Raw genomic sequence first — 26,113 nt, forward strand, 5'->3', positions numbered from 1 at the left:
ATTAAGCAAGTAATTACTTGCTTAAATTGCATGAAACTATGAGAAGAGATGTTTTCAATGCCATTGCCGACCCAACTCGAAGGAACATACTAATGTCGCTAACAACTGAATCTCAAAATGTCAACTCGCTAGCTGAGCAATTTGACATGACCAGGCAAGCAGTTTCTTTGCATGTTAAGTATCTACAAGAGTGTGGAGTTATTACAATAAATAAGGAAGGTCGGGAACGCTTTTGCAAGTTAGAAGCTCAGACCCTATCTGAAGTTGCGGATTGGCTAGAGCCATTCCGTAAAATATGGGAGTCCCGTTTTGACCAATTGGACTCTCTGTTAACTAAACTACAGGACAAAAAAGAAAACTAATATGACTGAAACAAAATTTGAAACAAACGGAAATCAACTAACTGTGACTCGAATATTTAATGCTTCAATTGACCTTGTTTGGCGAACATGGACCGAAGCAGACCTACTTGACCAGTGGTGGGCGCCCAAACCATGGGAATCCAAAACGAAACGGATGACCTTCGAAGAAAATGGGCAAAGACTTTATGCCATGTGCGGACCGAAAGGAGAAGAACATTGGGGCTTAACGACTTATGAAATCATAAACAAGCCTTCCGTCTTCACGGGAGAAGATGCTTTTTGTGATACAAATGGTAATGTCAACGAAGAAATGCCAGTCGCAAAATTTGAAAACAAATTTCATTCAACTTCTACTCAAACTACTGTAACAGTAGTTACTCAATATGCTTCTGAAGAACATTTGAAACAAGTAATTCAAATGGGAATGAAAGAGGGCTTATCAATGGCATATGAAAACTTAGATAATCTGTTAATCAATTTAAAAGGACAAAAATGAAAACAGTAACAGTTCAAAACACAATTAACAGGAAAGTCAATCAAGTTTGGGAACTATGGACAACTCCTGAACATATCAAAAATTGGAATTTTGCAACCCCCGAATGGCATTGCCCCAAAGCTGAGCATGATTTGAAAGTAGGCGGAAAACTCAACTATCACATGGCTGCCAAGGATGGCAGTATGGCCTTTGATTACACTGCAACATTTACCCGGCTAGAACCTAATAAATTGATGGAGTACAAACTAGATGATGGTAGAAAGGTTACAATTTCATTTTCAGAAATTGGAGATAAAACAGAAGTTATCGAGACCTTTGAAGTAGAAGATGAAAACTCAGTTGAAATGCAAAGACAAGGATGGCATGCAATTTTAGACAATTTCAAGAAATATGTTGAATCAAAATAAAAAAACTACCGCCAAAAGGTATATAGGCATAGCCGCCCTGCGGGATGGCTATGCACCATATATAGACCGCTAACGCTATCTAAAAATCAAAATTTTGTTGCCATTTATTCCATGATAAAAACTTCCTCAATTTGCATGTTGAATACCTTTGAAATATCGTAAGCTAATTTCAATGAAGGATTGTATTTCCCTTTTTCAAGAAAAACAATAGTTTCCCTGCGCACTCCAACTTTCTTAGCAAGGTCAACTTGAGTAAGGCTATCTCTGGCACGCAGTGCTTTAATCCTGGTTCTCATCTATTCCGACTCTTGAAAAGTACAAGCGAGTAAAAAGGAAAATAAGTGTCATGCCAATCATTCCTATAGCGATAACGAGCTTAGCTTTATTTACTGAATCTATTGCAAATAGGTCCAGAGCAAACAAACCAAATAGCCACATATAAATCGACATTTTATAAGCCGTGGCAGCAGCCTTTTGGGTTAATTTTTTCGAAAGTTCATCTACCGGATTTAGACCTGATTTTGCGTCCCTCAGTGCCTGAACACCAAAGTAAATCACAAATCCAACTATTAACAGCATTACGCCAATGATAATATAAGCGAACTGATTCAATGGCTTTGTGGTCTGAAATACCCAAAAGCTCATTAAACTCAAAATAACGGCAGCCACAGAAAATTTTATAATTGCTAATGTTTTTGCTTTCATCGGAATGTTAATTATTTCTAACAAAGTTAACTATTTCTAACACATATCCAAATCAGATAATGAAAAAGCATCAGGCATATGATGTGAATGAATGAGGTAAATCAGTTAGGATAGCGGAAATACAGAAAAAGTAAGCCATTACTGATAGAAATCAGGATAAATTTAAATCATAATATGTTTATTTGCTTAGGGATAAGACTATGTTAGAAATAACGGCTTGATAGTTTTAAAGAGTCAGTTATCAAATTTGGCGTGATACAGAAGAGCACTCAAGGTATGAAACGCAGCAAAGAGCATTGAAATATCAAAAGAAATTGAGCATATGGACGGAAATCTGCATCAGATTAAAACAGAAATTTATGACAAATGCGCATTTCAGCTTTCGGACTTTATAACAGAAACTGAAAGCAAAGAATATAACGCTTGCCGATTTAAGCTCAACGGACTGAATATTTTGAGCAGAAATGCCAAAATAACGCCAACAAAGAAAGGACAGTTTGTAACATTCTGGAAACGAAATGAGCATGGTCCGATTCAACCTTTTGATGAAAATGACCGAATTGATTTTTATACAGTAAACGTCCGCACTGAAAATGAATTTGGACAGTTTGTATTTCCGAGATCTGTACTGCTGGAAAAAGGAATTCTATCAACAGAAAACAAAGAAGGAAAACGCGCATTTAGAGTTTATCCGAACTGGGATACCCTTCATAGTAAACAAGCCCAACGAACTCAAAAATGGCAACTAAATTATTTTTATCAAATAAATGATTCAACGGACTTAAAAAAAGTAACTAAGCTGTATAATGAAAAATGAGGTTCAACAGTTAAGAGAGGAACAAAACCTTACCCAGGCCGAGCTGGCCGCGAAATCAGGAGTTTCTTTAAGAACCATTCAAAGAATTGAGGCAGGCTACAGACCTAAAGGTTTTACGCTCAGGGCCATCGCAAAAGCCCTGGAAGTCAAACCTGACGTCCTTGTCCAAAACAACAGCCTAGATTCTGAAATAGATCGTGCAAAAATTATTAACATTTCATCTTTATCATTTTTGCTCCTGCCTTTCGGCAATATTATTATCCCGGCAATTTTAACCTCCCGCACAAAAAATAAACGAGCAAAAGCCCTGGGAAAAAGTGTTCTTAGCATTCAAATTGTATGGACCTGCATCACTTGTATTTTAATGATAGTAAGTCCGTTTCTACAAGTTCAGCTCTCATTAAAAATTCCATTATTTATGGTGTTTCTGGTCGTACTTATTTGTATTAACGCGATCATTATTTTAAAAAACGGCTACAGTTTGAACCAGCATCAGGAATTAGCTATTAAACTAAAAAACAGCATCTTATAAGCACTGTCGTAAGATTGGCATAAAATTGACGCCAAATTTTTAGGTTAGTTTTAAAGGTCTTTCCCGAATTTTACTCAAAAAATTTGGATGAAAACATTTAAAAAAATGCTGCTGATCTTAGTGGCAATTCTTATCATTTCAAGTATTGGCGGATACTTTTATTTTGACCAAAAGTTTACCCCACCGGAAAATTATCTTCAGGTTGCATACTATTCCGATAACATACCAATTGAGTGGGTTTCAACTAATAGTAATTCGCATGCTGCCTTGCTGCTGCCTGTTAATCTTAAAGGGATTGATAAATTATTTTATATGCAACTGGATTTCGGTTCGCCAACAACCATTTTCTATAAAGCTCCATTGGAATCCATCCGGGAAAAATTTCCTATGCAGATTTCATTCCCTAAGAAAACAAACGGGATTCCTTTGGCGCTAAAACTTCAAAATATGCAGGTTTCATCTAACTCTTTTAAGGTGATTGATTATGGGGTAAAAGTTGACTTTGAGAATAAGGAAAATAAAAATATAATAGGAACATTGGGGACTGACTTACTAGAAAAGCGAATAGTAACATTAGATTTCAAAAACGATCTTTGTTCATTCTCTGAAAGGGTATTGGCAGAAGGCTTTAGCGATTTTGAATTCAAAAAACGAAGAATATTACTTCCTGCAACAATCGGAAATGAAAATCTCAAATTCATGTATGATTCCGGCACAAGTGGTTATGAACTGATTGTCAGCAAAGAGGATTGGAAAAAATTCCGAAGCGGAGAAGGAAAAGAAAAAACTGACAAAGGAAATTCATGGGGAAATACCTTAAAAATTGTTTCAGCTCCGGCCAACCAAAAAATTCAATTCGTAGATACTACACTTTCTCTTTCTGAGGTTACCTACATTGAAGGTACATCAAAAATTCAGCATGCATTAATGGCACTTTCCGGCATGCAGGGGATGATTGGCAACAGGCTCTTTCTGAATCATAAAATAATCTTAGACTGCAAAAATGAAAAGTTTAAAGTGGAATAAAGCCTGCCGCCACGCTCACTTCTTAACTATGTTGAATAAGTTGGAAATCCAAAATTAAAGCTTTGGACCATAAATTCTGTATAAGCACAAATAAGACTGAAAAAAAATACTGTATTTCTCAAAAAATTTTAAAGTAATTCAGCTAACTCAAGTATTTTCCATCATCGAGCCGACCTTTGTTTAACAGGTCTGGTTATTACTCTTCACTTTCGGACTCTATCACTTTAATAAACAGTGAGCCTTGTTGGATACTGCATAAATTCCTAGTTTTGGCTTTTCATAGCCTACTCTAACAAGCTTAATTTATTTAAGCTCTTAGCAAATATTAAAATACAAGACACATTAATGAAAAAATACTTGACACTCTTTCTTCTTTTTTTAGGGGTATTCGGATATGCGCAAGATGTAAAAAATATTGAAATCACATTAGAATCTGGAGACGTTAAAACAACAAATTGGATAAACTTAAAAGAAACTCCAACCTTTCAAAAACCATTCTTAACAGTTGATTCTATATCCGGACAAAAGATTAAAATAAAAGATATTAAAAGCTATAAAGGATACGACCAAAATGGGTATTACAGACAATTGCAAAAAATCGATTTAAACCAAAAAGGAAGATTTAGATTTACTGAATTAATGTTTAGAAAAGATTCGACTGAGGCAGTTAAAATATACTACAATAAAAACACTTTTGCATTAGAAGCTGAGACAGGTAATAAAACCTACTTTCAATATCAATTAAAAAATAAAGAAATAAAAAAGCTTACTTATAAAAACATAAATCAAGATTTTATTGATTTGAACTACAAAAGCGAAAGCTTAGATAAAGCAAAACAAATCAAAATTCTACAGTATACCTCAATGGCCATTGCAACCGGACTTTTAGGATATTACATAATTGATAATGAAGCTCCTTATAAAGGCAGTTTTATGAAAAATGATTTTGCATTTTACACGGCAGGAGTTTTCTTCGTTCTGCCATTTGCATTAGAAAAAATAAAAAAAGATAAACTAATAGATGCATTAAAAAATTACAAATAGCAGTTGGCTTTAATCTGCATTATCTACCATAGATGCTAATATAACATCCTTTAAAATAGCAAATGGTAGCTTGTCTTCTTCTGAATTATAGGCACCTCCAGTAAACACAGCTACAATATTCTTCTCAGGTACTACCATAATGTACTGCCCGCCATTGCCGGTAGCAGTTTTAGTTATTAATACTTCTTCTTTTACTTTAATAGGTATGTTCCACCAAAGATAGCCGTAGTCAAGCCCTGCCAGTTTAGTTTGATAAGTCGTTGAAGCTGCGACACAGCTTTCAGAAATGATTTGCTTTCCCTTCCACTTACCTTTATTTAATATAAGTTGTCCAATTTTGGCCATATCACGCGGTATCATGTACAGCCTTTTAGCTGAAGGAATCACCTCTTTATTTGATGTATGCCCCCATTGTACATTGCTTATTCCCATAGGTTCAAATAAATATTTTGCTGCAAATTGATCTATTGACATGCCTGAAGCCTGACTCACAATCTCAGCCAATAAAACAGTACCTAACGAACAATAATTGGCTACTTCTCCAGGCTCATTGACCATAGGTAAATCTAAGGTGTACTGAAGCCAAGCCTTTTTTCTGTAGACTTTATCTTCCTGTCCTTTTGATTTTCTGTCCCAGTCATTACAATCTAAACCGCTTGACATGGTGAGTAAATGCTGAATCGTGATTTGCTCTTTGCTTGGATCCAAATTCTTTTTGGGAACTGGTTGTTTGAGGTATTTAGAGATTGGGTCATTTACATCGTTAATAAACCCTTTATCGATAGCTATGCCTACCAAAAGAGAGCGAATACTTTTTGAAGTTGAGCGAAGGTCATGAGGTTCATTGGCTTTTTGGTCATTAAAATATTCTTCCAGCACCAACACGCCATCTTTTATGAGCAAGGTGCTATGCAGTTTGTGTTTCTTACCCTTAAGTTGATTAAAAAATAGATGAAATAATGTAGAATCGATACCTTGAGACTTAAGGTTACTAGTTGGCCAGCCATCATTCAATTCTTTTGGTTGCTGGTAAACATAGGAGTTTTGACCAAAAACTGAGATGCCAAGCATCAATAGAAGTATAGTAGTGAATAGTTTCTTCATAAATTAGTTTGGGCCATTAACGATTTATTTTAACCGCTATTCTACCACTTCTATATAAATCCAAAGCCTCTTGTAAAACCTCTTGAATAGTGTCTACAGGAATATCCTTTTCAGGATCAACTCTTAATATCTTCATTCTCTTTCGGCTGCCTATTTCTAATGCAGCATGTTTTAACAGATGGCCTTCCACAAATAGGAGGTAGGGCTTATTACTTTTCTTTTCAATATTCAGAAAACAGAACATACGGTTGTAAAAACTAAAACAGGGAATGTTCCATTTAAGGCTTTCACTAATCGCAGTGTCTTGAAGTATAATAAGCTCTCTTAGAGCTAACAGACAGCTTTTATTTTGCTCAGTTTGTTTTTCGTAATAGAGATCGATAGGCCGCATCCACTAAAGTTAGAAACTTGATTCATCTATTTCAATAACCTCACCAGCTTTTAAATCTTCAATGCCTACTGTGCCAATTCTTACCCTGACTAATCTTAAAGTAGGATGGTCAACAGCAGCCGTCATTTTACGCACTTGCCTGAACTTACCTTCTGTTAAAGTGATCGATAGCCAGCTTGTAGGTCCATGACGATCAGACCGAATTTTCATTTGCGGTATAATAGTTAAATCTTCCTGATTTAGTAAACGGGCAGCATGGGCTTTCGCCAGGAAGTCTGTGCCACGATTATTAAATTCTACACCTGCAATCAGACGGTCAATAGCCTCTTGCGTAATTATTCCATCTACTTGTGCGAAATATTCTTTTTCTACCTTTTTACTTCTTATAAGCTCGCTGGTTTTGCCATCAGTGGTGAGTAAAAGTAAACCTTCTGATTTTTCATCAAGCCGGCCTATTGCCATAGTGCCTTCTGGGAAATCGGCTAGTTCCCCCAAGAGTTTTTTGTTTTTCCTCCTGTTTTGATTGTTTACGAATTGTGAGAGGTAACCATAGGGCTTATATATTTTGAAATGTCGGTGTTTAGTATTCAAGATATATAGCGCATTAATCTTTTCGCACAAAATGGTTTTGGGCAATACTGCCTAGAAAGAGTTTTGAATGAGTACACTTAAAATTGAGTCTGTTATCCATTGCCGAAAATAGGGGGATGCCACCTCCCAACAAAACAGGGATGATTGTTATAATCATCTCGTCTATCAGGTCGTGCTTAAGAAAATTCTGAATGGTGATGCCACCATCAATATAGAGGTTATGAAATCCTTGTTGATGTATGTGTTCAAGAATCTCGTGCACCGAACCAGTGACATTAAATACTTTATCATTAAGGTCTTTCGGGATGTCCATTGGGGCCGTGCTGACTACAAATACAGGTTTTTCGTAGGGCCATTCTATCCCGAAACCAAGTACGGTTTTGAAAGTGTTTTTTCCCATTACAAGGGCATCAGTATTTTCCATGAAGGCATTATAGCCCATATCTATGGAGTCTGTATTAGGGATGGTATCCAGCCAATCTATTTTTCCTTTGTTGTCAGCAATGTAGCCGTCAATACTAGTGGCTATGTAAACTCGGTTTTTACTCTTCAAACTCACTTGTTTTTCGCCTTTCTTTTTGCCTCCTTTTTTTGCCTTTTCAGTTCTTTTTTATAATCCTTTCTCATAGAAGATAAGCCATTAGGGGTTAAACTCAGTGGCATTACTCTAGGAAACATAATATTTTGATCAGATGGCATTTCACCAAAAATATCCCATTGAGGACTAGCGTTAAAAGCAGCAATGATTTTTTTCTGAGTTTTATCACTAACTCTATCTTTACCATTTACGATTTGAGTTTCTGAAGTAATAATTTGACCAGTAGTATCAATTGCAAATCGCACATAAACTCTTGCATTTTCACAGTCATAAAGGGCATTATCGGAACAACATAGTTGATGGACAATAAAATCACCGAAGGCTTCATTTCCTCCAGGAAATTCAGCTTTTGGCTTTTGATCACTATTTTGGGAATAGCATAAACTAATTATAGATAAATTGATAGCTATTGCGAGTAAATTTTTCTTCACAAGAAGTTAGTTTTAGAAATTGATATGTCATTAATGAATAAAACTAATAACTAATCCCTAATTTTTTGAAAATAAAATGCATAAGCCAAGCCGGACCGATTAACAAAAATTGTAAATCCTTGAAGAATGATGGTTTTTTACCTTCCACTTTATGTCCCCAAAACTGACCAATCCAGGCAACAACAAAAACGATTAATGCAATGGCCCAAAGTGGTAGAAAGTTGGCTTGATCAGCCAGACGAGCAATGGAAATAGCTATTACAGCCACAAAGAACATCCCAATACCTAATGGGATAGATAGTGTTAGGTAATAAATCATAACCACACCTAAAACGATTACAGCCCAGTTATCTAAATAACCTGAGCCGAAAATATAGGTTAATGAATCGTTAGGAATGCTGTAGATAAGTGCCACTACAGACCAAAAGATGGCTGGAACACATATCCAGTGGACACGCTTATTGGTAGGATTTTGATGGCTACTGCCATATTCTTCTAAAAGTGCATCTATTCGTCTCATGGATATCTAAGTTTATCAATTAAGTTAATTGAAAACCCTTTTCAATAAAATTTTTCATCAAGATTTTTTTTTATGGCATTCCTTTCTACTTTTGTCAAACACATGTTAAACGCAGCAGAAAATATCACTTCAATCAACATAGCTACTCCAGCTATGCATGCTGCTCATCCATTCCATCATTCCTCTTTTTAAGAGGAATAAATCATCATAACGCCCAAGGCAAGTGTTTGCCATCAATCCAAAATCTGATTTTAATAATTGCGAACAAATCATTCGTAAAACACTTTAGTATTCATTCAATTCGAAAAAAACCGTAATGGACAAAATAAAAATAGCAATACAAAAATCTGGTCGTTTAAGTGATGACTCCCTAAAACTTATCAAAGAGTGCGGCATTAAATTCAATAATGGCATGGGTAAATTAAAAGCAGTAGCTGATAATTTCCCTTTAGAATTTCTCTTCCTGCGTGATGATGATATTCCTGGTTATGTAGAAGATGGAGTAGCACACTTAGGAATAGTGGGCGAAAATGTGTTGGTAGAAAAGGAAAAGGATGTTGACAATGTGAAGCTTTTAGGCTTCTCTAAATGCCGACTTTCGATAGGCGTTGATAGAAATTGGGATTACAAAGGAGTGCAAGAGTTAGCGGGTAAGAGCATTGCGACTTCCTATCCGAAAATTTTAAAGGGCTTTCTTGATAAAAACAAAGTAAATGCTGAAATCCACGAAATTAGTGGGTCAGTTGAAATTGCCCCAAGTATTGGCCTTGCTGATGCCGTATGTGATATTGTGAGCTCAGGAAGTACCCTTTTAAGCAATGGGTTGAAGGAGACCGAGGTGATCATGAAATCACAGGCGGTGCTTATTGCCAATAAATCACTTAATGCCGAGCAGCAAGACATTCTTGATAAACTGATTTTCAGAATTAATGCGGTTCAGGAAGGTAAAAAGAATAAATACATTCTCTTGAATGCTCCAAATGAAAGCATCGATGAAATTATTAGCTTATTACCGGGAATGAAAAGCCCAACGGTTTTACCGCTTGCCATGGAAGGTTGGAGTTCATTGCATTCAGTAGTGAAAGAAGATGAGTTCTGGGATGTTATTGAACAGTTGAAGAAAGTAGGTGCACAAGGTATTTTAGTAGCTCCGATTGAAAAAATGATTATTTAAGCAAGATGAAAGATTATTTCTATCCCGATAGGGTCAATTGGGGAAAAATACTGGCCAGACCCACCCAGTCATTAAAAGATATCAGAAAAGTGGTTGAGCCTATTTTGGAGAAGGTTATTGCCGAAGGAGATAAAGCGCTCCAGTTCTACACCAAAGAGTTTGATAAAACCGAATTGGAAGAACTATTGGTTACTTCCAAAGAAATTTCAGAGGCTGCTAATCAGGTTGAAGATGCTTTAAAGAAGGCTATTAAGCAGGCTATTGCTAACATCTCACAATTCCATGAGGCTCAAAAAGTAAAACCTTTGAAGGTTGAAACGATGAAAGGTGTGATGTGTGAACGAAGAGCCGTTCCTATCCCTAAAGTGGGTTTATATATTCCGGGAGGAACAGCGCCACTTTTCAGCACGGTTTTAATGCTGGCAATTCCGGCAAAAATAGCTGGTTGCAGAGAGATAGTATTGTGTACACCACCTGATAAAAAGGGCAATATCAATCCTGCTATATTATACGGTGCTGAGCAGGCTGGTATCACTAAAATTGTAAAAGTAGGAGGCGCTCAGGCGATAGCAGCTATGGCTTACGGAACAGAAACAGTACCGAAGGTTGATAAGATTTTCGGCCCAGGTAATCAGTTTGTAACGGCCGCCAAGCAATTGGTAAGCTTAGATGGAGTGGCTATTGACATGCCTGCCGGTCCATCAGAAGTTTTAGTTTATGCCGATAAAGATGCTGATCCTGCATTTATTGCAGCTGATTTGTTGTCACAGGCTGAACATGGTGTTGATAGCCAGGTAGTTTTTGTGACTACTACAGATGCGCTTTTTGATGGCTTGCAAAAGGAGATTTATAATCAATTGCGTGAACTACCTCGTTGGGAAATAGCCGATAGATGCTTACAAGATAGTATGGTAATTCTCCTAAGAGAGGAAGAAGAGGTGATAGACCTTATAAATACTTATGCACCCGAGCATTTGATATTACTGAGCAAGAATGCCAGAGAAATGGCTGAAAAAGTAGAAAATGCCGGATCAATTTTCATCGGCTATTATACACCTGAGTCAGCTGGAGATTATGCTTCTGGTACCAACCATACATTGCCTACCAATGGAGCGGCCAGAGCTTATAGTGGAGTTTCTTTAGACAGCTTTGTCAAAAACATAACCTATCAGGAAATCACGAAAGAAGGTATCCAAAATATTGGACCAACAGTGGAAGTGATGGCTGAAGCTGAATCGCTAAGGGCGCACAAAAATGCAGTTACGGTCAGATTAAATAGTCTAAAGAAGAAATAATATGCGCAACTGGAAAGAACTATTAAGACCTCATATTTTAGATTTGAAGCCTTATTCATCTGCTCGCGATGAATTTTCAGGGGCTGCTAAAGTGTTTCTTGATGCCAATGAGAATCCTTTTACGGAAAGCAACCAAGGTTGGAACAGGTATCCAGATCCACATCAGGTCGCTATTAAGCAGAAATTGGCTAAGCTGAAAGGAGTAAAACAGGATCAATTATTCATTGGTAATGGCAGCGATGAAGCCATTGATCTACTTTTTAGAATTTTCTGCGAGCCGGGTAAAGATGCTGTGATTACTTGTCCGCCAACTTACGGCATGTATGGTGTTTCAGCGGCTATACACAATGTAAATAATGTGATAGTACCTTTAACGGATGACTATCAATTGCAACCTAAAGAGATATTAAAGGTGGCTAATGCATCTACCAAAATGCTTTTTATCTGTAGTCCTAACAATCCTACAGGTAACAGCCTAAGGGTAGATGACATCACTTATTTATTACAGAATTTTGATGGTATTGTCATTATTGATGAAGCTTACATTGATTTCTCTGCTCAGGAAAGCTGGACATCTGGGCTAACTCATTATCCTAATTTAGTGGTGTTGCAAACCATGAGCAAAGCCTGGGGCTTGGCTTCTGTCAGAATAGGAATGGCTTATGCTAACGCAGAATTGATTGCAGTGCTGGACAAAGTGAAACCACCTTATAACATCAGTGGGCCTAATCAGGAAATTGTCCTTCGGGCACTTGAAGATGCGGCTAAAAAGGATGAAGAAGTAAGACAGATTTTAGCGGAGCGAGACTGGTTAACGCAGAAACTAAGCTCTGTAAAAGGGGTGAAACAGATTTATCCTTCTGATGCCAACTTCTTACTGGTTCAGGTCAATGATGCACACCAAAAATATGGTCAACTAATTGAGAGAGGTGTCGTGGTTCGTGATAGGTCTAATGTGGCTTTATGTAATGACTGCCTAAGAATAACTGTAGGTACCAAAGAAGAGAATCAGAAGATGGTGGAGGAGTTGGCTGCTTTATAGTTGCTAGCTGCTCTACTTTTAGTAATCCTCTAGTAATCTGTTGTCATCCTGCAGGGATCTGATATTTTTCTTTCGATAAATTATTATAAGATCCTTCCAGGATGACCTTAAAAGTTTAGTATCATTCAATTCCAATGTCATCCCGTAGGGATCTAACTTCATTGAGTGAATAATATATCCTTTCAGGATGACTTAAAAAGCCTAATCCCTTTCAATAATTACCTTATGGCTTGCTTTTATATTTAAGGTGCCTGCAACAGAGCAATATTTATCTGCCGCTAAGTCAACCAGCTTTTCGGCTTCTTGCTGTTCTAAATCAGGAGAAGTAAGTGTAAAAACTAACTCAATTTCAGTAAAAGCTCTGGGGTGATCTTCCTTGCGCTTGCCAACAGTTTCTATTTTAAGGTCGGTAAGTTCCTTTCTACGCTTCTTAATCATCTCAACCAAATCAACAGAAGCACAAGAAGCCAATGCACCTAAAAGGCTCTCCATAGGTGAGAAATAATCTTTTTCCTTTGCATCATACATATCAATATTCAATATGTTGCCCGATTCATTTTTGCTCTCATATTCCTTCGGAGCGAGCATGGTAGTGATTATTTTCATCGTATATCCTTTTTAGCTTCCCTATTTATAAAATCTCTGCAAAGCTAATAAGTCCCGTGAAAGATGCTAGGCATCAATCATAAGAAATTGTTAAGTGTAAGATTTAGAAGCACATTATCTGCAGGCGTTCAACACTTGGTGAAATTAAAGAAGTAGATTAAAGTATTTTAGTACAATCAGTTATCATCAGACTATTCTTTTTACTAAATTTTGACTTCAATAGATAGACCAAAAACCTATGCTGAAAATTATTGAAGATGATCCCTGGTTAAGACCTTACGAGGCAGACATTGAAAACCGCCTGGATTACTATGAGCAACATCTTGCCAGAATCATCAAATCGCATGATTCTTTAGAGCATTATGCCCTCAGACATAAAGAATTAGGTTTCAATCATAGTGAGCACCATAATGGCTGGTATTATCGTGAATGGGCACCTGCAGCTGATGCCTTAAGTCTTATTGGTGATTTTAATAATTGGAATCCTGAAGCTCACCCTATGCAAAGGAAAGAAGGTGGTGTTTGGGAAGTATTTATTGATGATAAGGAAGGCTTAGGACATCTATCTCAGGTAAAGGTTAAGGTACAGAATGAACAGGGCAGTGCGGATAAACTTCCGGCCTACATTCAATATGCTATTCAACATCCTGAATCATATGACTTTTCCGGCTATATATGGAAACCAGAGAAAGCTTTTAAATGGACTGACAAGAAGTTTGATCTTAAAAAGTTAGGTGCACCACTTATTTATGAGTGCCATACCGGGATGGCGCAGGAATATGAAGGTGTTGGTACCTATAAAGATTTTGAAGAAAATATTCTACCGAGAGTAAAGGAACTTGGCTACAATTGTATTCAACTAATGGCTGTTGCGGAGCATCCGTATTATGGTTCATTCGGTTATCATGTGTCAAATTTCTTTGCACCTTCTTCCCGCTTTGGTACGCCCAATGAGCTGAAGTCCTTGGTGAATACAGCCCACAACATGGGTATAGCGGTGATAATGGATATTGTGCATTCACATGCTGTAAAGAATGAAGCAGAAGGACTCAATAACTTTGATGGTAGTGGTCACCAATATTTTCATGAAGGAGGCAAGGGCTACCATGAAGGCTGGGATTCTAAGTTGTTCGATTATGGAAAGGAGGAGGTAGAGCGTTTCTTGCTTTCCAATCTTCGGTATTGGCTGGAGGAGTTTCATTTCGATGGATTCCGTTTTGATGGGGTAACCAGCATACTGTACCATCATCATGGCAATGGGGTGGCCTTTGATCATTACGATAAGTATTACAAAGACGGAGTTGATTGGGATGCTGTGCGTTATTTGCAGCTAGCCACTACTTTGGCAAAAATAATTAAGCCTAACTGTATACTCATTTCGGAAGATATGAGCGGTATGCCAGGCATGTGTCAGGCTGTGGATGAAGGTGGTTTAGGTTTTGATTACCGGCTGGGAATGGGAATCCCTGATTCATGGATCAAATTATTGAAACACAAGGCTGATGAAAATTGGCAGATGGATGAAATCTGGAATGTGCTTAGCAATAGGCGCTACAGAGAAAAAACGATTGCTTATGCCGAGTCGCATGATCAGGCCATGGTAGGCGATAAGACCATTGCTTTTTGGCTGATGGATAAGGAAATGTACTGGCATATGCAGAAAATTGATGAAAACCTCATTATTGACCGCGGCATAGCACTACATAAGTTGATCAGATTGATAACAGCTTCAGCGGGAGGAGAGGGGTATCTCAATTTCTTTGGTAATGAATTTGGCCATCCTGAATGGTTGGATTTTCCTAGGGAAGGAAACAACTGGAGCTATAAATACGCGCGCAGACAGTGGTCATTAGTAGATAATAAAGAGTTGAAGTTTGAGTACCTCAACAATTTCGATAAGGCGATGATTGCTTTGCTTGAGGAGTATAAGGTGTTAGATGCTGAGCCTGCACACCTCATCAACATGGATGAAAAAAATCAGGTGTTGATTTTTGAACGCGCGGGGCTCATCTTCATCTTCAATTTTAGTCCGAACAATTCTGTTCCTGATTATAAATTCTGGGTACCCATGCAGGGTAATTTCCATTATTTGCTTAACTCTGATGATGCCCAATTTGGTGGCCATGCAAGGGTTGATTCAACCACGGTGCACCAAAGCTTTCAGGAAGCAGCAGAGAACTACATTTCTATCTACTGTGTAAACCGAGCAGCTTTTGTGTTGGAGAGGAAGTGATTTGTTGAAGAACCGATGAAAGAGCTTGGTTTTAGTGCCTTTTAAGGATTAAGTGATTTTAAATTACCTAGTTCTTAGAAAAGTCATGATAGAAGCCTGGGCTGTCAGCAGGTTGAAGTTCTCTGGATTGGAAGCTTCCCTTGTAACCATCGTTATAATCAATTGATGCACTGATTTTTTTCAAGTTCCCGGATCCGTCAAATTCAAGTAAATCATAAGTTAGATCGATGTTTTGTGACTTCAAATCTTCCTGAATTTTATTAAGGTCGGTTTGAGTTAAATCTGTTGTGAATTTAATATCAACAATTCCAGTCCGTTGATCAGAACAACTTGTTGAAAACAAAATTGAAACAACAGTTAAGGCAAAAATCAATTTATTTTTTTTCATTCTTCTTTTATGTTAATACTCGAAATAGTATGCTTGCTAGCGTTTAAGTATAAGAGTAGTAGCGGATTAAAATGCACTTTCTTTCGGTTTACAAGTTTTTTAATGAAAAGTAATAGCGGTTCAGATTAAAACCTAAACCGCTCTTACTATTATACATTGTTACCAGCTTGCTTAATTAAGTATGATGCTAAATTTTTCATTTCATGACAGTTTCATCAATGTCAGTAATTAAATTCATTTCATATAATTTTGATAGTAGTTTTTATTCTTCCCTTTTGTTAGTTTCCAATGTCTTAATTATTGTGTTTTGGAATTTTTCTGGTTCATCCTGATGTATTTGATGTCCAGACTTTTCAAATAAAAACAAGTCTTTTTTTGGTGCTTTCAATTCCTCAAAATATTTCTCTGTAATTTCAGTCGATGTTTGAATGTCATTTTTACCAACAAAAAAATAAATGGGGCAATGTACTTCCTTTAAAGTTCTCGGTAAATCAATATTCATTACTTCGTTCCATGCAGGTGACCAGGTTTCTGACCACTTAAGAAAACCCTTTTTGAAAGCATCAGTTGTTACGTATTCCTTGCCATCTTTATAAAAAAGCCATTTTCTTAAGTAAAATAAGTCTTCATCAATTTTAAAAGGAATATTTACACTCGCTAATTCTTTACTGGCAATAGGGTTATCTTTAAAATGAACCTTCAAAATTTTGAGCAATTCCATTTCACTCGCTAATTGACTGATTACCGGATTGACAGCAAAATAGGCATGAAGCAATTCAGGATGATTTTCAACAATATAAAAGCCTAAAACATTTCCCCAGGAGCTACCTAATAAATATATTTTTTCTTGTTTTAATTCCTTTATCAGAAAACGTATAACTTGATACGTATCCTTTTTCATTTGTTCAACTGATGGTTGAGTTGGTGAAGGATTTAATTCTAAAGTTTTTCCTGCGTCCCTTTGGTCCCACTGGACAATTGTAAATTTATTTTTTAAAGAGTTCGTGAAATTATCCGCAGTATTTATCATGGAGCTTCCCGGACCACCCGATAAAAATAAAAGTATTGGTTTGTTTAAATCATCCGTTTTGATTTCCACCACTTGTTTCATTCCTCCAATTTCAGGTGTTAGAAGAGTGTCAATTTTTACTGAATTATTTTGTCCGAAGGAAAGATGAATTGTTAATAACAGTAATGCTAAAATTTTAAATAAAGTTTTCATTGTATCGTGGTTTATGTGAAAGATAATTTCGATACAAATATGTGAGCCTCATGAATGCTATGCGACCGAATGGAAAAAGTCGAACGCATTTGTTCTAAAAATAATCGTACGAGTTATTTTAAAGACAAGTACGAGTATTTACAAATCCTTTATTTATAGGCTTTTACGATAGTTAGTTGAAGTGGTATTCGTATGTTTTTCTAAAACAGTATTACATAAAGATTTTGAATGAAAACCAACTTCCTAAAGAATTTCCAGAATAGTTGTTTTACTTTTTTGTATTATCTTTTAAATATCCCCGCCAGAAAGAGGTGATGTCCACCTAGGGTAGGTGCTATGAAAAGAGTAAGCAAATGGGTTTTATGCTATGTTAGCAACTTTTTTAGTTTAAATAAGAGGAAATTATTAATTGAAGAGTAAGGTTTAGGCAGACACCAATTGCTAGGGTAATGAAGTTTAACTTCAAGAGGTTAATGGCTGTCAGTTTATTATTGAACAGCTTATATGTTGAAGGTATATTGATAGGAATCATGATTAACCCGGCAAAAATTAACTGAGCAAAGTCTTCAATATCTATTAGAAGTTCATAGCCAGTATTAATGAGCATATTGGATATGATGAAGTAAGGGAAGGTAAGTGCTAAAACAAATCCAATAACGTTTCTCAAAATAAAACCAATTATACCTAAAAGGCATAAAAAAGGGGCGATTAGGTAACCAAATAGAATAATTGAAGACCAGATTAGTCCAAATAAAGATTCGTATTGATCGTAATCTATCATTATTCCTTGTATGTCATTCTTGATAACAATGATGAATTTAATGATAAGAATTAAAAAGCTGAAGGTATAAAATAGCCAACCAAGAGTTCGGTTAAAGATTATTGTTGCTAACGGTCAGGTATAATCGTATTGCGGGGTTCTAAGCACTTCACTTTCAGTTTAACTTTATGTTTGTTGATATTCAATTCGTTTAAATTTAGCACTTTCGCCCGCATTACGCTTATACAGTGTTGTACCACGTTATTTTTGTATTCGATTATACTTCTTCAACGTTTCAATTAGTAAATCGTGAGGTAAAGCATAGGCCTTATTTCCATTAATACCTTCCATAGTTTCAGCGGCTACCATTGCATTGATAATTGCTTCCTCAACAGCCTGCACAGTTGCTTCAAAAACAGGCATTAGTCGATCATTCGACATTGTTTCTACGGTTGTTGTTTCATCCCGATTAAAAGCACTTTCATTTGCAGTTGAGAAGGCTAAAAAAATATCTCCAGAACCATTACTTCCACGGCCACCTACAATTCCAACTCCTAGAGGAATTCTTTGGGCAATTCTTTTTAATTGGTGTGGTAAAAGTGGAACATCTGTTGCTATAATTACTATAATTGAACCATCTCCTTCTTGCCTCCTTGATTTTGGTGGAGCATTAAACTTGTAGTTTAAAGTGTCTTTTAATTCAACACCAACTGGAACACCTGCGATTGATAAGTTTCTTTTTGCTCCAAAATTAGATTGTACAATTGCTCCAACTGTAAATGTTGAATCATTAATTTTAAAAACTCTTGAAGAAGTTCCAGTCCCTCCTTTAAATCCCAAACACATCATTCCAGTTCCGCCACCAACATTACCTTCAGCAATCTTTCCGCTTGATGAGTTTTTTATAGCTTCCAATACATTTTCTTCTTTGACGTGAAAACCATATATGTCATTAAGGAAACCATCATAAGTTTCAGCCACTACTGGATAAGTGTACCACCAATCTTCTCCGCTATACCAATCCGTATCCACATACCACTTCAATACTGCGTCTCTAACAACTCCAACACTATTGGTATTTGTTATCATAATCGGTGTTTCTAAAAATCCTGATTCAGATACCCAAGTTGTGCCTGTCATTTCTCCATTTCCATTAAGACTGTACCAATTGGCATAAACTGGACTAAATTTCTTGGCTTTTCCTCTCGGAAATATTGCAGTAACGCCAGTTCTTATAGGTCCTTTACCTACTATGTTTTCTCCGTTACCAGAAATAATGGTGCTATATCCAACTTCGACTCCTTTAACATCTGTAATAGCATTGAATTCACCAGTTTTACCAACAAATGGAACTCCTAAATCTCTTGCTCTAGGTTTTTGTCCGTAAGAATGGAAACAAATGAGCATTACTATTAAAACAAAAAATGTTCTTTTCATATTGGTTGATTTTTAATGTGGTACAACGCCTACATAAAACATGTTTGCCGGAGCAAGCTATGAAATGGAAAACTAGCAATTTATGCGGTATCCAACAAGGCAGGCTGACAGAAAGAGGTGGTAGGTAACAAATAGTCCCAATGCTGCTAGAAACTAAAGGAATTGACTGCTTGTCTTGAAGTGGTTGGTTGAAAGTGATGTCTTCCAGTCCTCCGTAGCTAGCAAGAAGAGTTGCAGTTGGCTTAACCTTAGCAGCTTTTTAATCCTACAATCTGTCGTCCCGCTATGATGAAGCCTGCCCGAAGTGAAAGCATAAATTGCGGGACACCAGCAGAAAACCTAGCTATGAAATGAGTAAGCAAATGGGTTTTATGCTATGTTACCTGTAGTAACTTAATTATCGTTCCATTTGTCCAAGAGTAAAATGCCAGAATCTTTAAAACAAAGCCACCCATCCATTAGAATTCCAGTTAGTATGTTGTTTTCTATTCTTAACAGTATTGATATTGATGGCTGTTCATAATTATTTAGTTCAGATTTATACTGTTCATACCAGATATGGGAAGGGTATCTTGCATTATCTAATATTATAGTTAGTTCAGATTTATTGACACCTGATATATTGAATCTTTCAAAAATACTTTCCTTGCTAGAACCAATTTTGATTCCATTCATGAAGGTTAAAATTGTATCTGTGACAACTGCGGCTTCCCATAGAAATTCTCCAGATTCACGGTCTTTCATAAGTATCAGTTCATCCTTATCACTGCTTATATATGCAAAGTATGGCAAATCATCGTCTATTTCAACATTGTAAGCTTTTGGATAGTGGTATTTCAAGAGTGAATCATTAACCTTTGGGAAGGTTTCGTTTGACTGACTAATCAATAAGTTATTGTTTAGAAATACAAAGATGGTGTCGCCTACCTCAATTACTGAGCTAATTTCTGAGTTAGCAAGGTGTCGTTTTGCTGCACTATTTGATAAATTAGATTCAGGAAAAATTCTTTTACCTACATAGACAGATTGATCATTCGAAGTAATGTAAATAATTGAATCAGTCAAAGAGATTACATTATCGGATATTTGTAATTTCTCAGATTTACTTTTATCGTTTGAGGTGCAGGCAAATAAAGCAAAAAGCAAGCTGAATATTAGAAGTTGTTTCATTTGCAAATTATTACAGGTAACGCCTACATAAAACATGTTTGCCCGAGCAGGCTATGAAATGGAAAACTAGCAATTTATGCGTTATCCAACAAGGCAGGCTGACAGAAAGAGGTGATTTCCCGCAGTAGGGTAGGTAACAAACAGTCCCGCTGCTGCTAGAAACTAACAGAATTGACTGCTTGTCTTGAAGTAGATGGTTGAAAGTGATGTCCTCCAGTCCCGCGAAATTTCAAGTGCTGTTGCAGTTGGCTTAACCTTAGCCGCCCTTTAATCCTACAATGTTCCGTCCTGCCCGTCCGGCAGGCGGGCCCGCTACACTGAAGCCAGAACAAATTGAAAGCATAAATTGCGGGACACTTGCAGAAAACTTAGCTATGAAATTAGAAAGCAAATGGGGTTTATGTGTTGTTAGGGCTTGTTTATTTTTGTTAAAGTATCCTTATTAAGAATTAGCAGATTAGGGTTAAGTAATTGAAATTTTATAGTATCTAGAATTCTATTTCCTTTTCTATCAAAATTTGAATCTATGATTAAATATTGAGTAGAATTTTTATTGTAAACCCAAAAACTGTTGTTGCTTGCAGTCCATTTGGGGTCTTCTCTAGAGGAGATGTCATTAGAATCTATTTGATAAAGAGAGATAATACCGTGCTTTTCATTGTCAAAGTATATCTCCAAAACATCTTTTTTTGAGCTAGGTTTTACAGATATTATTGAATCTTGAATGTGGGTAATAATTACAATTCCAGAGTCTGTTTGAATACTAGTTTTAATTATTCCATTTAGACCGGATTCAATACTTATTGTATCTGAGACATATTCCATATTATTGCTGAAAGCCCAAACGCCAGAAATCTCATTTGAGGGTTTTTTTGAACAGCCAAAATTGATAATTAGTAATAAAATGAATGGTGATTTTCGCATTGTATGAGCTCTAACGACCAGCTAAAATGAGTATGCACTAAAGTTGCAAAAAGCGCTAAAGTTTCAGATTTGCAATATCCTTTCAAAGAGCTCAATTCACATATTCATTTTAGTGTTTGTTAGATTTTGTTTTTAATAATACAAATATATGTTAAATTTGTGTTCATATTTAACATATTTAACATGAAGTTTGAAAAACCTCCATTAGTTGATATTAATGAATTGATATTTAATGATAAAGAAATTGTTCATGAATTTTTCTCAAAAAAATTCGAAGATTTTTTTAAGCTAATTAATTCAAGGTACTTATACTGGGATGATTTTAAATACAGAAAGGATCTACCCTTTGATCCTGTGAAATCCTGGGCCTTACTTAAGTTAAATAGACGCTCAAATTATAAGAAGTTATCGTTTGGTCAATTTGATTTCTGTTTCAATTTGACAGAGTCTATTCAAAAAGATTTACATGAATTTGATTTAAAACTTGTAGGTGGCCTTTATAAGAGTCCCATTACTAGCTTTGAAAAGACTGAATATTTGAAGAATTCATTGCTCGAAGAGGCGATAGCAAGTTCACAAATTGAAGGTGCTGCAACCACCACCAAAGTGGCATGGGAGATGCTAAAATCAGGACGAAAACCAAGAAATGAGTCTGAGCAAATGATATTTAATAATTTACGAGGTATTAAGTTTATTGATGAAGAAGTTAAAAGTAGTCTTGATTTCAAACTGATTATTGAGGTGCACCGAATCATGACTGCAAATACAAGTGCAGAGGATTGTGCAGGTTCATTTCGTGATGGACAAATTTACGTACAAGACCATATTGATGGTGAAATAGCTCATACCCCTCCAGAACATAAATTTGTCGAATCATTAATGGGTGAATTGTGCGATTTTGTCAATGAAGATAAAACATTTATTCATCCAATAATTAAGGCGTCAATTATTCATTTTATGATTGGTTTTATTCATCCGTTTAAAGATGGTAATGGACGTACTGCAAGAGCTTTATTTTATTGGTTTCTGTTAAAAAAGGATTACAGTTTAATCAAAAGTATATCAATATCAAGAGCGATCCTAGATTCTAGGATACAATACGATAAAGCCTTCTTGAAAACTGAAAATGATGATAATGATCTGACATACTTTATAATGTATTCCATAAAGAGTCTCAGAGTAGCTTTTGAAAGTTTGGTTCGTTACAGAGATAAAAAGAAGAATGAAAGAGAAAAGTCTAATTTGATAGCCTATAAGTTGATAGAGAAGGGCTTGCATAAGCGTCAAGCGGATTTAATAGGTTATTTATACACTAAAGATTCAAACAGAGTAAATATTTCTTCTTACTCTCAAAAACATGATATTGTTAGACAAACAGCAAGGAAGGATTTAAATGACCTACAAAAGCTCGATCTTATAGAAGAAGAAAAAGAGGGGAGAAATGTTTTTTTTAAATTGACCTCACCTGAAAAAGTCGATATGTATCTGAATGCCTAATGAAATCTAACGGTTGGCTATGCTGCGTTGCAGCGTGCCAGACCGTTTTTTAGTTTTTTGAAAGGTAATAAAAAATCGGCCAAACGCTGTCCATGCAGTATAGCCAGTGTTGTGCACAGTTTATTTTATTTTGAGATAGTTTTTGGCGTATTTATAATTAAGTTCCACTTCATTGTATGCTTGTCCAGTCCGATTCCCAGGAAATACGGGTTCATCGAGTCTGTCAAGTGCAATTAAGATTTGAAAAACCGCAGTACTTTTTTCATTTTCTAATTCAGATTTTAGCCAACTTTTTAAATTCGGAATCAGATTCTTGTCAAATGTTTTTGAAAGTGCCCAATAAGCAGCAATCCTGTCAGTTTCCTTTTCATATAATTCAGATTCTAGACCACTTATGATAAATTGCACTAGTTCTGCAGGCTTGTAGATTGTCAATTCAGATTCTTCAATTACCGATTTTTCATACGCAGAATGCGAATATCCATTTGAATTCTCAATTATGAATGCTATTTCAGTGAACTGGTGATGTGAAAATTTGAGTATTAAGTTCATGCGGCATAATTATGCACAACGCCTGCATAAAACCCGTTTGCCGGAGCAAGCTATGAAATGGAAAACTAGCAATTTATGCGTTACCCAACAAGGCAGGTTGACAGAAAGAGGTGATGTCCACCTGGGGTAGGTAACATACAGTCCGCCCGATGGAGCTGGCAGGTAGCTACTATTTAAATTTCTTCGAGTCCCTTCTTAGGTCCAGCTAATGTCCCGTCCCGATACGGTAAGTTGAAACCTTAAATGCAAGTTTGACCTAAGCTGCTTTTAAATCCTACAATGTTTCGTCCTGCCCGTCCGGCAGGCGGGCCCGCTATGATGAAGCCTGCCCGAAGTGAAAGCATAAATTGCGGGACACTAGCAGAAAACTATACTATGAAATGAGTACGCAAATGGGGTTTATGTTATGTTGGCAGTAGTATTTATAGTTTACCTACTAAAACAACTGAACCTAAAGGAATAAGGATTAATAAAATAGTAAATATAATATCTCCCCAATGTAATTTTCTATATTCACCTTGTTCCCAACTCGTCTGGTAGAATCCTGCTTGAATTGGTTCATTTCCAAAGATTTTTAGAAAGAAATATCTTAAAACAGAATATGTTAGCATAAAAATTAGGGGAGAATAAAGAAAATTAATAACACCATATTTCTGTTCTTTGAGATGTAGACTGTCACTTATGTTTATGCGAAGAGCTGCCATAAGAAGTGAAATTAACAGGCAGGCAAAATACACTCGTTTTATTCTGAGTTTCTTATAGGATAAATATAATAGTAGACACAATACTGGGCCACCAAAAAGAAGAATTAAAACATACGAATATGCAAGAAACTCAAAAAGTTTTTCTTTCATTTGAAAATATCTAATTAGTATGATTTAATTACTGCCAACGGTCTTGTGTATGAGCAGTGGCGGATTTTTACGCGACTACTTTTCAGTTTACAATATACTTTAATTTATACAAAAACGGTTCGAGTTAACACTCAAACCGCTATTGCTTATACACGTTGTTGTGCATAGTGCTTTAATTTCTAATATGAAACAATGTCGATTAATAATCCACTTGGGTCGCTAATGGTAAAATGTTTACCATTGATAGGTTCTTCAACCAATTCTATCAGAATTGGAATTTCCAAGCTTTTAATCCGATGGTATTCATTTATTACGTTATCGACTTCAAATTGTAAAATAACTCCTTTATTGTTGTATTCTGGATGGAAAATAGCATTTACAAATGGTGAGTTTGGAACACAAAACATCAATTCATATTCTGGGTTCGTTCTATTTTGAAGAACAACAAATCCTTCAGCACTCGATTTAACGTTAAAGTCGAAATATTTTAGATAAAATCTCTTGCATTCATCTACCTTACTCGTATATATTTCTGTGCTTAATCTCATTCTGTTGGTTCGGTGTATTTCACTAAATCAATACCAATACCATTAGGGTCAACAATTGCGAAATGCCTATCACCCCAAGGCTCATCTCTCAGCTCAATTTCAATTTTCACGCCTTTGCTTTTTAATTTTTCGTAGATGTCATCAACGTTTTCTACTTCAATAGTAAGGTAAGCTCCTTTTCCGTTGAAAGGACTTTGGAAAATTGGCTTTTGACTTGGATGATTTGGCAATAAAAAACTCAATTGTGCTGATTTATCTGGTGTATGCAACAAAAGATAAAAGTCATTCTCAAAGGTTACTCCAAAATCCAAAACCGTTGTGTAAAACTCTTTGGTTTCCTTGATTTTTTCAGTGACAATTCCTGCGTTTAATTTCATTTTCTTTGGTGTTTGTGCATTCACAGAGCATATTGTGAGTGTCAATGCAATTAATACTAATTTTTTCATTTTTAAAGATTTAACACACTAAAAGTAAAGAGGTAACTTACCGAGGAATTGTAAAAATCGGACAAACTTAATTGAATGCTTCTGAAGGTGTCACGCCATAAAATGTTTTGAAGTTTTTAATGAAATGGGCTTGGTCAAAAAAACCAACGTCAAAGTACAGTTTGTTTTCTTTTAAACGTTGTTTTGATGGTTTTGCACTCAAAATATGCTGGAAACGCACAACGTTGCTAAATGATTTTGCAGTTGTGCCGATATAAAAGTTGAAAATTCTGCGAAGTTGTCTTGGACTTAAACCTGTATTTAGGTCTTTTTCCGTGTCTAAAAATCCATTCCTCTTGAAAATCAAGTTTAGTGAATCCAAAAAACGGTGGTCATAGCTAATATCTTGGTTTTTTGAATATCCAATTATTTTATCATTTAATATTGCCCCAATTTTTTCAAATGAATCGGTTGGCTTTATTTCGGTATTAATCCATCCTGAAAAGTTGGGTAAAATTTTATTCAGTTCTTGGGATTGATTGCTTAAAGTCTTGGCATCGACTCCAAACAAATGTGTAAAAGCAGAAGGCAAAAATCGAATACCGATATAGTCAAATTCTTTCCCGATTGAGAACTGAACGAACTTTCTGCAAAATCCCATCGCAAAGTTTTCAGTCGGTTTTTTATGGTCAAAAAAGATGTCAATACACCCGTCAGAAACTACTCGGTAATTATAATCGCTTTTTAAAGGCTTTTGTGTTTTGAGTTGCCAAAAGCAGTAAATGAAATCTTCAATTTCTTTATTTGGTTTTCTTTCCTGATAACTTATTTCGTTATTGTTAGCCGAAACTGTTGGTTGAATCGGTTTGTAGTATTCTCTTATGGTTTTTAGTTCATTCACTGCGTTTTTTCGCATTATGCACAACGTTTTGCATATGGCTTGTGGCGGTTTCGAAGCACTT

Annotated in this window: 33 protein-coding genes; 12 read left to right on the top strand and 21 right to left on the bottom strand. The window is 36.0% G+C overall.

Annotated elements, in window-relative coordinates; translation table 11 throughout:
* Window positions 1–38: 38 nt before the first annotated feature.
* The 3 genes from JKP34_RS06655 to JKP34_RS06665 are packed head-to-tail and all read left to right on the top strand — an operon-like array spanning window position 39 to window position 1,265.
* Window positions 39–362 carry an ArsR/SmtB family transcription factor gene (locus JKP34_RS06655; RefSeq protein ID WP_201918947.1) on the top strand — a complete coding sequence of 108 codons (324 nt, stop codon included), beginning with the start codon at window positions 39–41 and terminating at the stop codon, window positions 360–362.
* Window position 363: 1 nt separating this feature from the next.
* A complete protein-coding gene (locus JKP34_RS06660) occupies window positions 364–858 on the top strand; it encodes an SRPBCC family protein (protein WP_201918950.1) in 495 nt (164 codons plus the stop codon).
* Window positions 855–1,265, top strand: a complete 411-nt coding sequence (locus JKP34_RS06665) for an SRPBCC family protein (RefSeq protein WP_201918952.1) — start codon at window positions 855–857, stop codon at window positions 1,263–1,265. The genes JKP34_RS06660 and JKP34_RS06665 overlap by 4 nt, the downstream gene beginning before the upstream one ends.
* Before the next feature lie 104 nt (window positions 1,266–1,369).
* On the opposite strand, the gene JKP34_RS06670 is transcribed toward JKP34_RS06665, so the two are convergent.
* Both JKP34_RS06670 and JKP34_RS06675 read right to left on the bottom strand, forming a co-directional pair.
* Window positions 1,370–1,561 (bottom strand): helix-turn-helix transcriptional regulator, encoded by a 192-nt coding sequence (locus tag JKP34_RS06670; protein WP_201918955.1) that lies wholly within the window; start codon window positions 1,559–1,561, stop codon window positions 1,370–1,372.
* Window positions 1,545–1,970, bottom strand: coding sequence for a hypothetical protein (locus tag JKP34_RS06675; RefSeq protein ID WP_201918957.1), 426 nt, complete (start codon window positions 1,968–1,970; stop codon window positions 1,545–1,547). The genes JKP34_RS06670 and JKP34_RS06675 overlap by 17 nt, the downstream gene beginning before the upstream one ends.
* Before the next feature lie 322 nt (window positions 1,971–2,292).
* Between JKP34_RS06675 and JKP34_RS06680 the strand changes: the two genes are divergently transcribed.
* From JKP34_RS06680 to JKP34_RS06695, 4 genes are all read left to right on the top strand, one after another.
* Window positions 2,293–2,787, top strand: coding sequence for a MepB family protein (locus JKP34_RS06680; protein WP_201918959.1), 495 nt, complete (start codon window positions 2,293–2,295; stop codon window positions 2,785–2,787).
* Complete coding sequence (locus JKP34_RS06685; RefSeq protein ID WP_201918961.1) at window positions 2,777–3,319, top strand: helix-turn-helix domain-containing protein; 543 nt, start codon at window positions 2,777–2,779, stop codon at window positions 3,317–3,319. Before JKP34_RS06680 ends, JKP34_RS06685 begins: the two co-directional genes overlap by 11 nt.
* An 87-nt stretch (window positions 3,320–3,406) precedes the next feature.
* The gene (locus JKP34_RS06690) at window positions 3,407–4,345 is read left to right on the top strand and encodes a hypothetical protein (RefSeq protein WP_201918963.1); all 939 of its coding nucleotides are present in this window, start codon (window positions 3,407–3,409) and stop codon (window positions 4,343–4,345) included.
* A gap of 345 nt (window positions 4,346–4,690) precedes the next feature.
* Window positions 4,691–5,389 carry a hypothetical protein gene (locus tag JKP34_RS06695; protein ID WP_201918965.1) on the top strand — a complete coding sequence of 233 codons (699 nt, stop codon included), beginning with the start codon at window positions 4,691–4,693 and terminating at the stop codon, window positions 5,387–5,389.
* A gap of 9 nt (window positions 5,390–5,398) precedes the next feature.
* Here the strand turns inward: JKP34_RS06695 and JKP34_RS06700 are convergent, their stop codons facing one another.
* From JKP34_RS06700 to JKP34_RS06730, 7 genes are all read right to left on the bottom strand, one after another.
* Window positions 5,399–6,493, bottom strand: coding sequence for a serine hydrolase domain-containing protein (locus JKP34_RS06700; RefSeq protein ID WP_201918967.1), 1,095 nt, complete (start codon window positions 6,491–6,493; stop codon window positions 5,399–5,401).
* Between the two features lie 16 nt (window positions 6,494–6,509).
* Window positions 6,510–6,884: a DUF1801 domain-containing protein gene (locus JKP34_RS06705; RefSeq protein WP_201918969.1), complete on the bottom strand. Its 375-nt coding sequence runs from the start codon at window positions 6,882–6,884 to the stop codon at window positions 6,510–6,512.
* 9 nt (window positions 6,885–6,893) lie between these two features.
* Complete coding sequence (locus tag JKP34_RS06710; protein ID WP_317193654.1) at window positions 6,894–7,520, bottom strand: pseudouridine synthase; 627 nt, start codon at window positions 7,518–7,520, stop codon at window positions 6,894–6,896.
* A complete protein-coding gene (locus JKP34_RS06715; RefSeq protein ID WP_201918971.1) occupies window positions 7,489–8,028 on the bottom strand; it encodes a dihydrofolate reductase family protein in 540 nt (179 codons plus the stop codon). The genes JKP34_RS06710 and JKP34_RS06715 overlap by 32 nt, the downstream gene beginning before the upstream one ends.
* Window positions 8,029–8,030: 2 nt before the next feature.
* A complete protein-coding gene (locus JKP34_RS06720; protein ID WP_201918974.1) occupies window positions 8,031–8,504 on the bottom strand; it encodes a hypothetical protein in 474 nt (157 codons plus the stop codon).
* A gap of 43 nt (window positions 8,505–8,547) precedes the next feature.
* Window positions 8,548–9,024, bottom strand: a complete 477-nt coding sequence (locus JKP34_RS06725) for an Mpo1 family 2-hydroxy fatty acid dioxygenase (RefSeq protein ID WP_201918976.1) — start codon at window positions 9,022–9,024, stop codon at window positions 8,548–8,550.
* A 129-nt stretch (window positions 9,025–9,153) separates the two neighbouring features.
* Entirely contained in the window at window positions 9,154–9,297 is a 144-nt protein-coding gene (locus tag JKP34_RS06730; RefSeq protein ID WP_201918978.1) for a hypothetical protein, read from the bottom strand.
* 43 nt (window positions 9,298–9,340) lie between these two features.
* Between JKP34_RS06730 and hisG the strand changes: the two genes are divergently transcribed.
* The 3 genes from hisG to hisC are packed head-to-tail and all read left to right on the top strand — an operon-like array spanning window position 9,341 to window position 12,535.
* A complete protein-coding gene (gene hisG / locus JKP34_RS06735; RefSeq protein WP_201918980.1) occupies window positions 9,341–10,198 on the top strand; it encodes an ATP phosphoribosyltransferase in 858 nt (285 codons plus the stop codon).
* 5 nt (window positions 10,199–10,203) lie between these two features.
* Window positions 10,204–11,493 carry a histidinol dehydrogenase gene (hisD, locus tag JKP34_RS06740; RefSeq protein ID WP_201918982.1) on the top strand — a complete coding sequence of 430 codons (1,290 nt, stop codon included), beginning with the start codon at window positions 10,204–10,206 and terminating at the stop codon, window positions 11,491–11,493.
* 1 nt (window position 11,494) lies between these two features.
* On the top strand, window positions 11,495–12,535 hold the full coding sequence (hisC, locus tag JKP34_RS06745; RefSeq protein WP_201918984.1) for a histidinol-phosphate transaminase: 1,041 nt from the start codon (window positions 11,495–11,497) through the stop codon (window positions 12,533–12,535).
* Between the two features lie 201 nt (window positions 12,536–12,736).
* Here the strand turns inward: hisC and JKP34_RS06750 are convergent, their stop codons facing one another.
* Window positions 12,737–13,141, bottom strand: a complete 405-nt coding sequence (locus JKP34_RS06750) for an OsmC family protein (protein ID WP_201918986.1) — start codon at window positions 13,139–13,141, stop codon at window positions 12,737–12,739.
* 238 nt (window positions 13,142–13,379) lie between these two features.
* Between JKP34_RS06750 and JKP34_RS06755 the strand changes: the two genes are divergently transcribed.
* A complete protein-coding gene (locus tag JKP34_RS06755; protein ID WP_201918988.1) occupies window positions 13,380–15,374 on the top strand; it encodes an alpha amylase C-terminal domain-containing protein in 1,995 nt (664 codons plus the stop codon).
* Between the two features lie 67 nt (window positions 15,375–15,441).
* On the opposite strand, the gene JKP34_RS06760 is transcribed toward JKP34_RS06755, so the two are convergent.
* From JKP34_RS06760 to JKP34_RS06785, 6 genes are all read right to left on the bottom strand, one after another.
* A complete protein-coding gene (locus tag JKP34_RS06760) occupies window positions 15,442–15,762 on the bottom strand; it encodes a hypothetical protein (RefSeq protein ID WP_201918991.1) in 321 nt (106 codons plus the stop codon).
* A gap of 262 nt (window positions 15,763–16,024) precedes the next feature.
* Window positions 16,025–16,984: an alpha/beta fold hydrolase gene (locus tag JKP34_RS06765; protein ID WP_201918993.1), complete on the bottom strand. Its 960-nt coding sequence runs from the start codon at window positions 16,982–16,984 to the stop codon at window positions 16,025–16,027.
* 382 nt (window positions 16,985–17,366) lie between these two features.
* A complete protein-coding gene (locus JKP34_RS06770; RefSeq protein ID WP_201918995.1) occupies window positions 17,367–17,765 on the bottom strand; it encodes a hypothetical protein in 399 nt (132 codons plus the stop codon).
* Between the two features lie 240 nt (window positions 17,766–18,005).
* On the bottom strand, window positions 18,006–19,181 hold the full coding sequence (locus tag JKP34_RS06775) for a DmpA family aminopeptidase (protein WP_201918997.1): 1,176 nt from the start codon (window positions 19,179–19,181) through the stop codon (window positions 18,006–18,008).
* Between the two features lie 393 nt (window positions 19,182–19,574).
* Window positions 19,575–20,351 (bottom strand): hypothetical protein, encoded by a 777-nt coding sequence (locus JKP34_RS06780; protein ID WP_201918999.1) that lies wholly within the window; start codon window positions 20,349–20,351, stop codon window positions 19,575–19,577.
* A gap of 408 nt (window positions 20,352–20,759) precedes the next feature.
* Window positions 20,760–21,275: a hypothetical protein gene (locus JKP34_RS06785; protein WP_201919001.1), complete on the bottom strand. Its 516-nt coding sequence runs from the start codon at window positions 21,273–21,275 to the stop codon at window positions 20,760–20,762.
* A gap of 183 nt (window positions 21,276–21,458) precedes the next feature.
* Between JKP34_RS06785 and JKP34_RS06790 the strand changes: the two genes are divergently transcribed.
* On the top strand, window positions 21,459–22,772 hold the full coding sequence (locus tag JKP34_RS06790) for a Fic family protein (RefSeq protein WP_201919003.1): 1,314 nt from the start codon (window positions 21,459–21,461) through the stop codon (window positions 22,770–22,772).
* 120 nt (window positions 22,773–22,892) lie between these two features.
* On the opposite strand, the gene JKP34_RS06795 is transcribed toward JKP34_RS06790, so the two are convergent.
* The 5 genes from JKP34_RS06795 to JKP34_RS06815 form a co-directional block, all read right to left on the bottom strand.
* Window positions 22,893–23,324: a hypothetical protein gene (locus tag JKP34_RS06795; protein WP_201919005.1), complete on the bottom strand. Its 432-nt coding sequence runs from the start codon at window positions 23,322–23,324 to the stop codon at window positions 22,893–22,895.
* Between the two features lie 422 nt (window positions 23,325–23,746).
* The gene (locus JKP34_RS06800; protein ID WP_236664906.1) at window positions 23,747–24,028 is read right to left on the bottom strand and encodes a hypothetical protein; all 282 of its coding nucleotides are present in this window, start codon (window positions 24,026–24,028) and stop codon (window positions 23,747–23,749) included.
* Between the two features lie 329 nt (window positions 24,029–24,357).
* Entirely contained in the window at window positions 24,358–24,726 is a 369-nt protein-coding gene (locus JKP34_RS06805) for a VOC family protein (RefSeq protein WP_201919009.1), read from the bottom strand.
* Window positions 24,723–25,172, bottom strand: a complete 450-nt coding sequence (locus tag JKP34_RS06810; protein ID WP_201919011.1) for a VOC family protein — start codon at window positions 25,170–25,172, stop codon at window positions 24,723–24,725. The genes JKP34_RS06805 and JKP34_RS06810 overlap by 4 nt, the downstream gene beginning before the upstream one ends.
* 67 nt (window positions 25,173–25,239) lie before the next feature.
* On the bottom strand, window positions 25,240–26,067 hold the full coding sequence (locus JKP34_RS06815; protein WP_201919013.1) for an AraC family transcriptional regulator: 828 nt from the start codon (window positions 26,065–26,067) through the stop codon (window positions 25,240–25,242).
* Window positions 26,068–26,113: the final 46 nt, after the last annotated feature.

Origin of the sequence: Marivirga atlantica (assembly GCF_016734805.1) — a bacterium.
Classification (GTDB): Bacteria; Bacteroidota; Bacteroidia; order Cytophagales; family Cyclobacteriaceae; genus Marivirga; species Marivirga atlantica.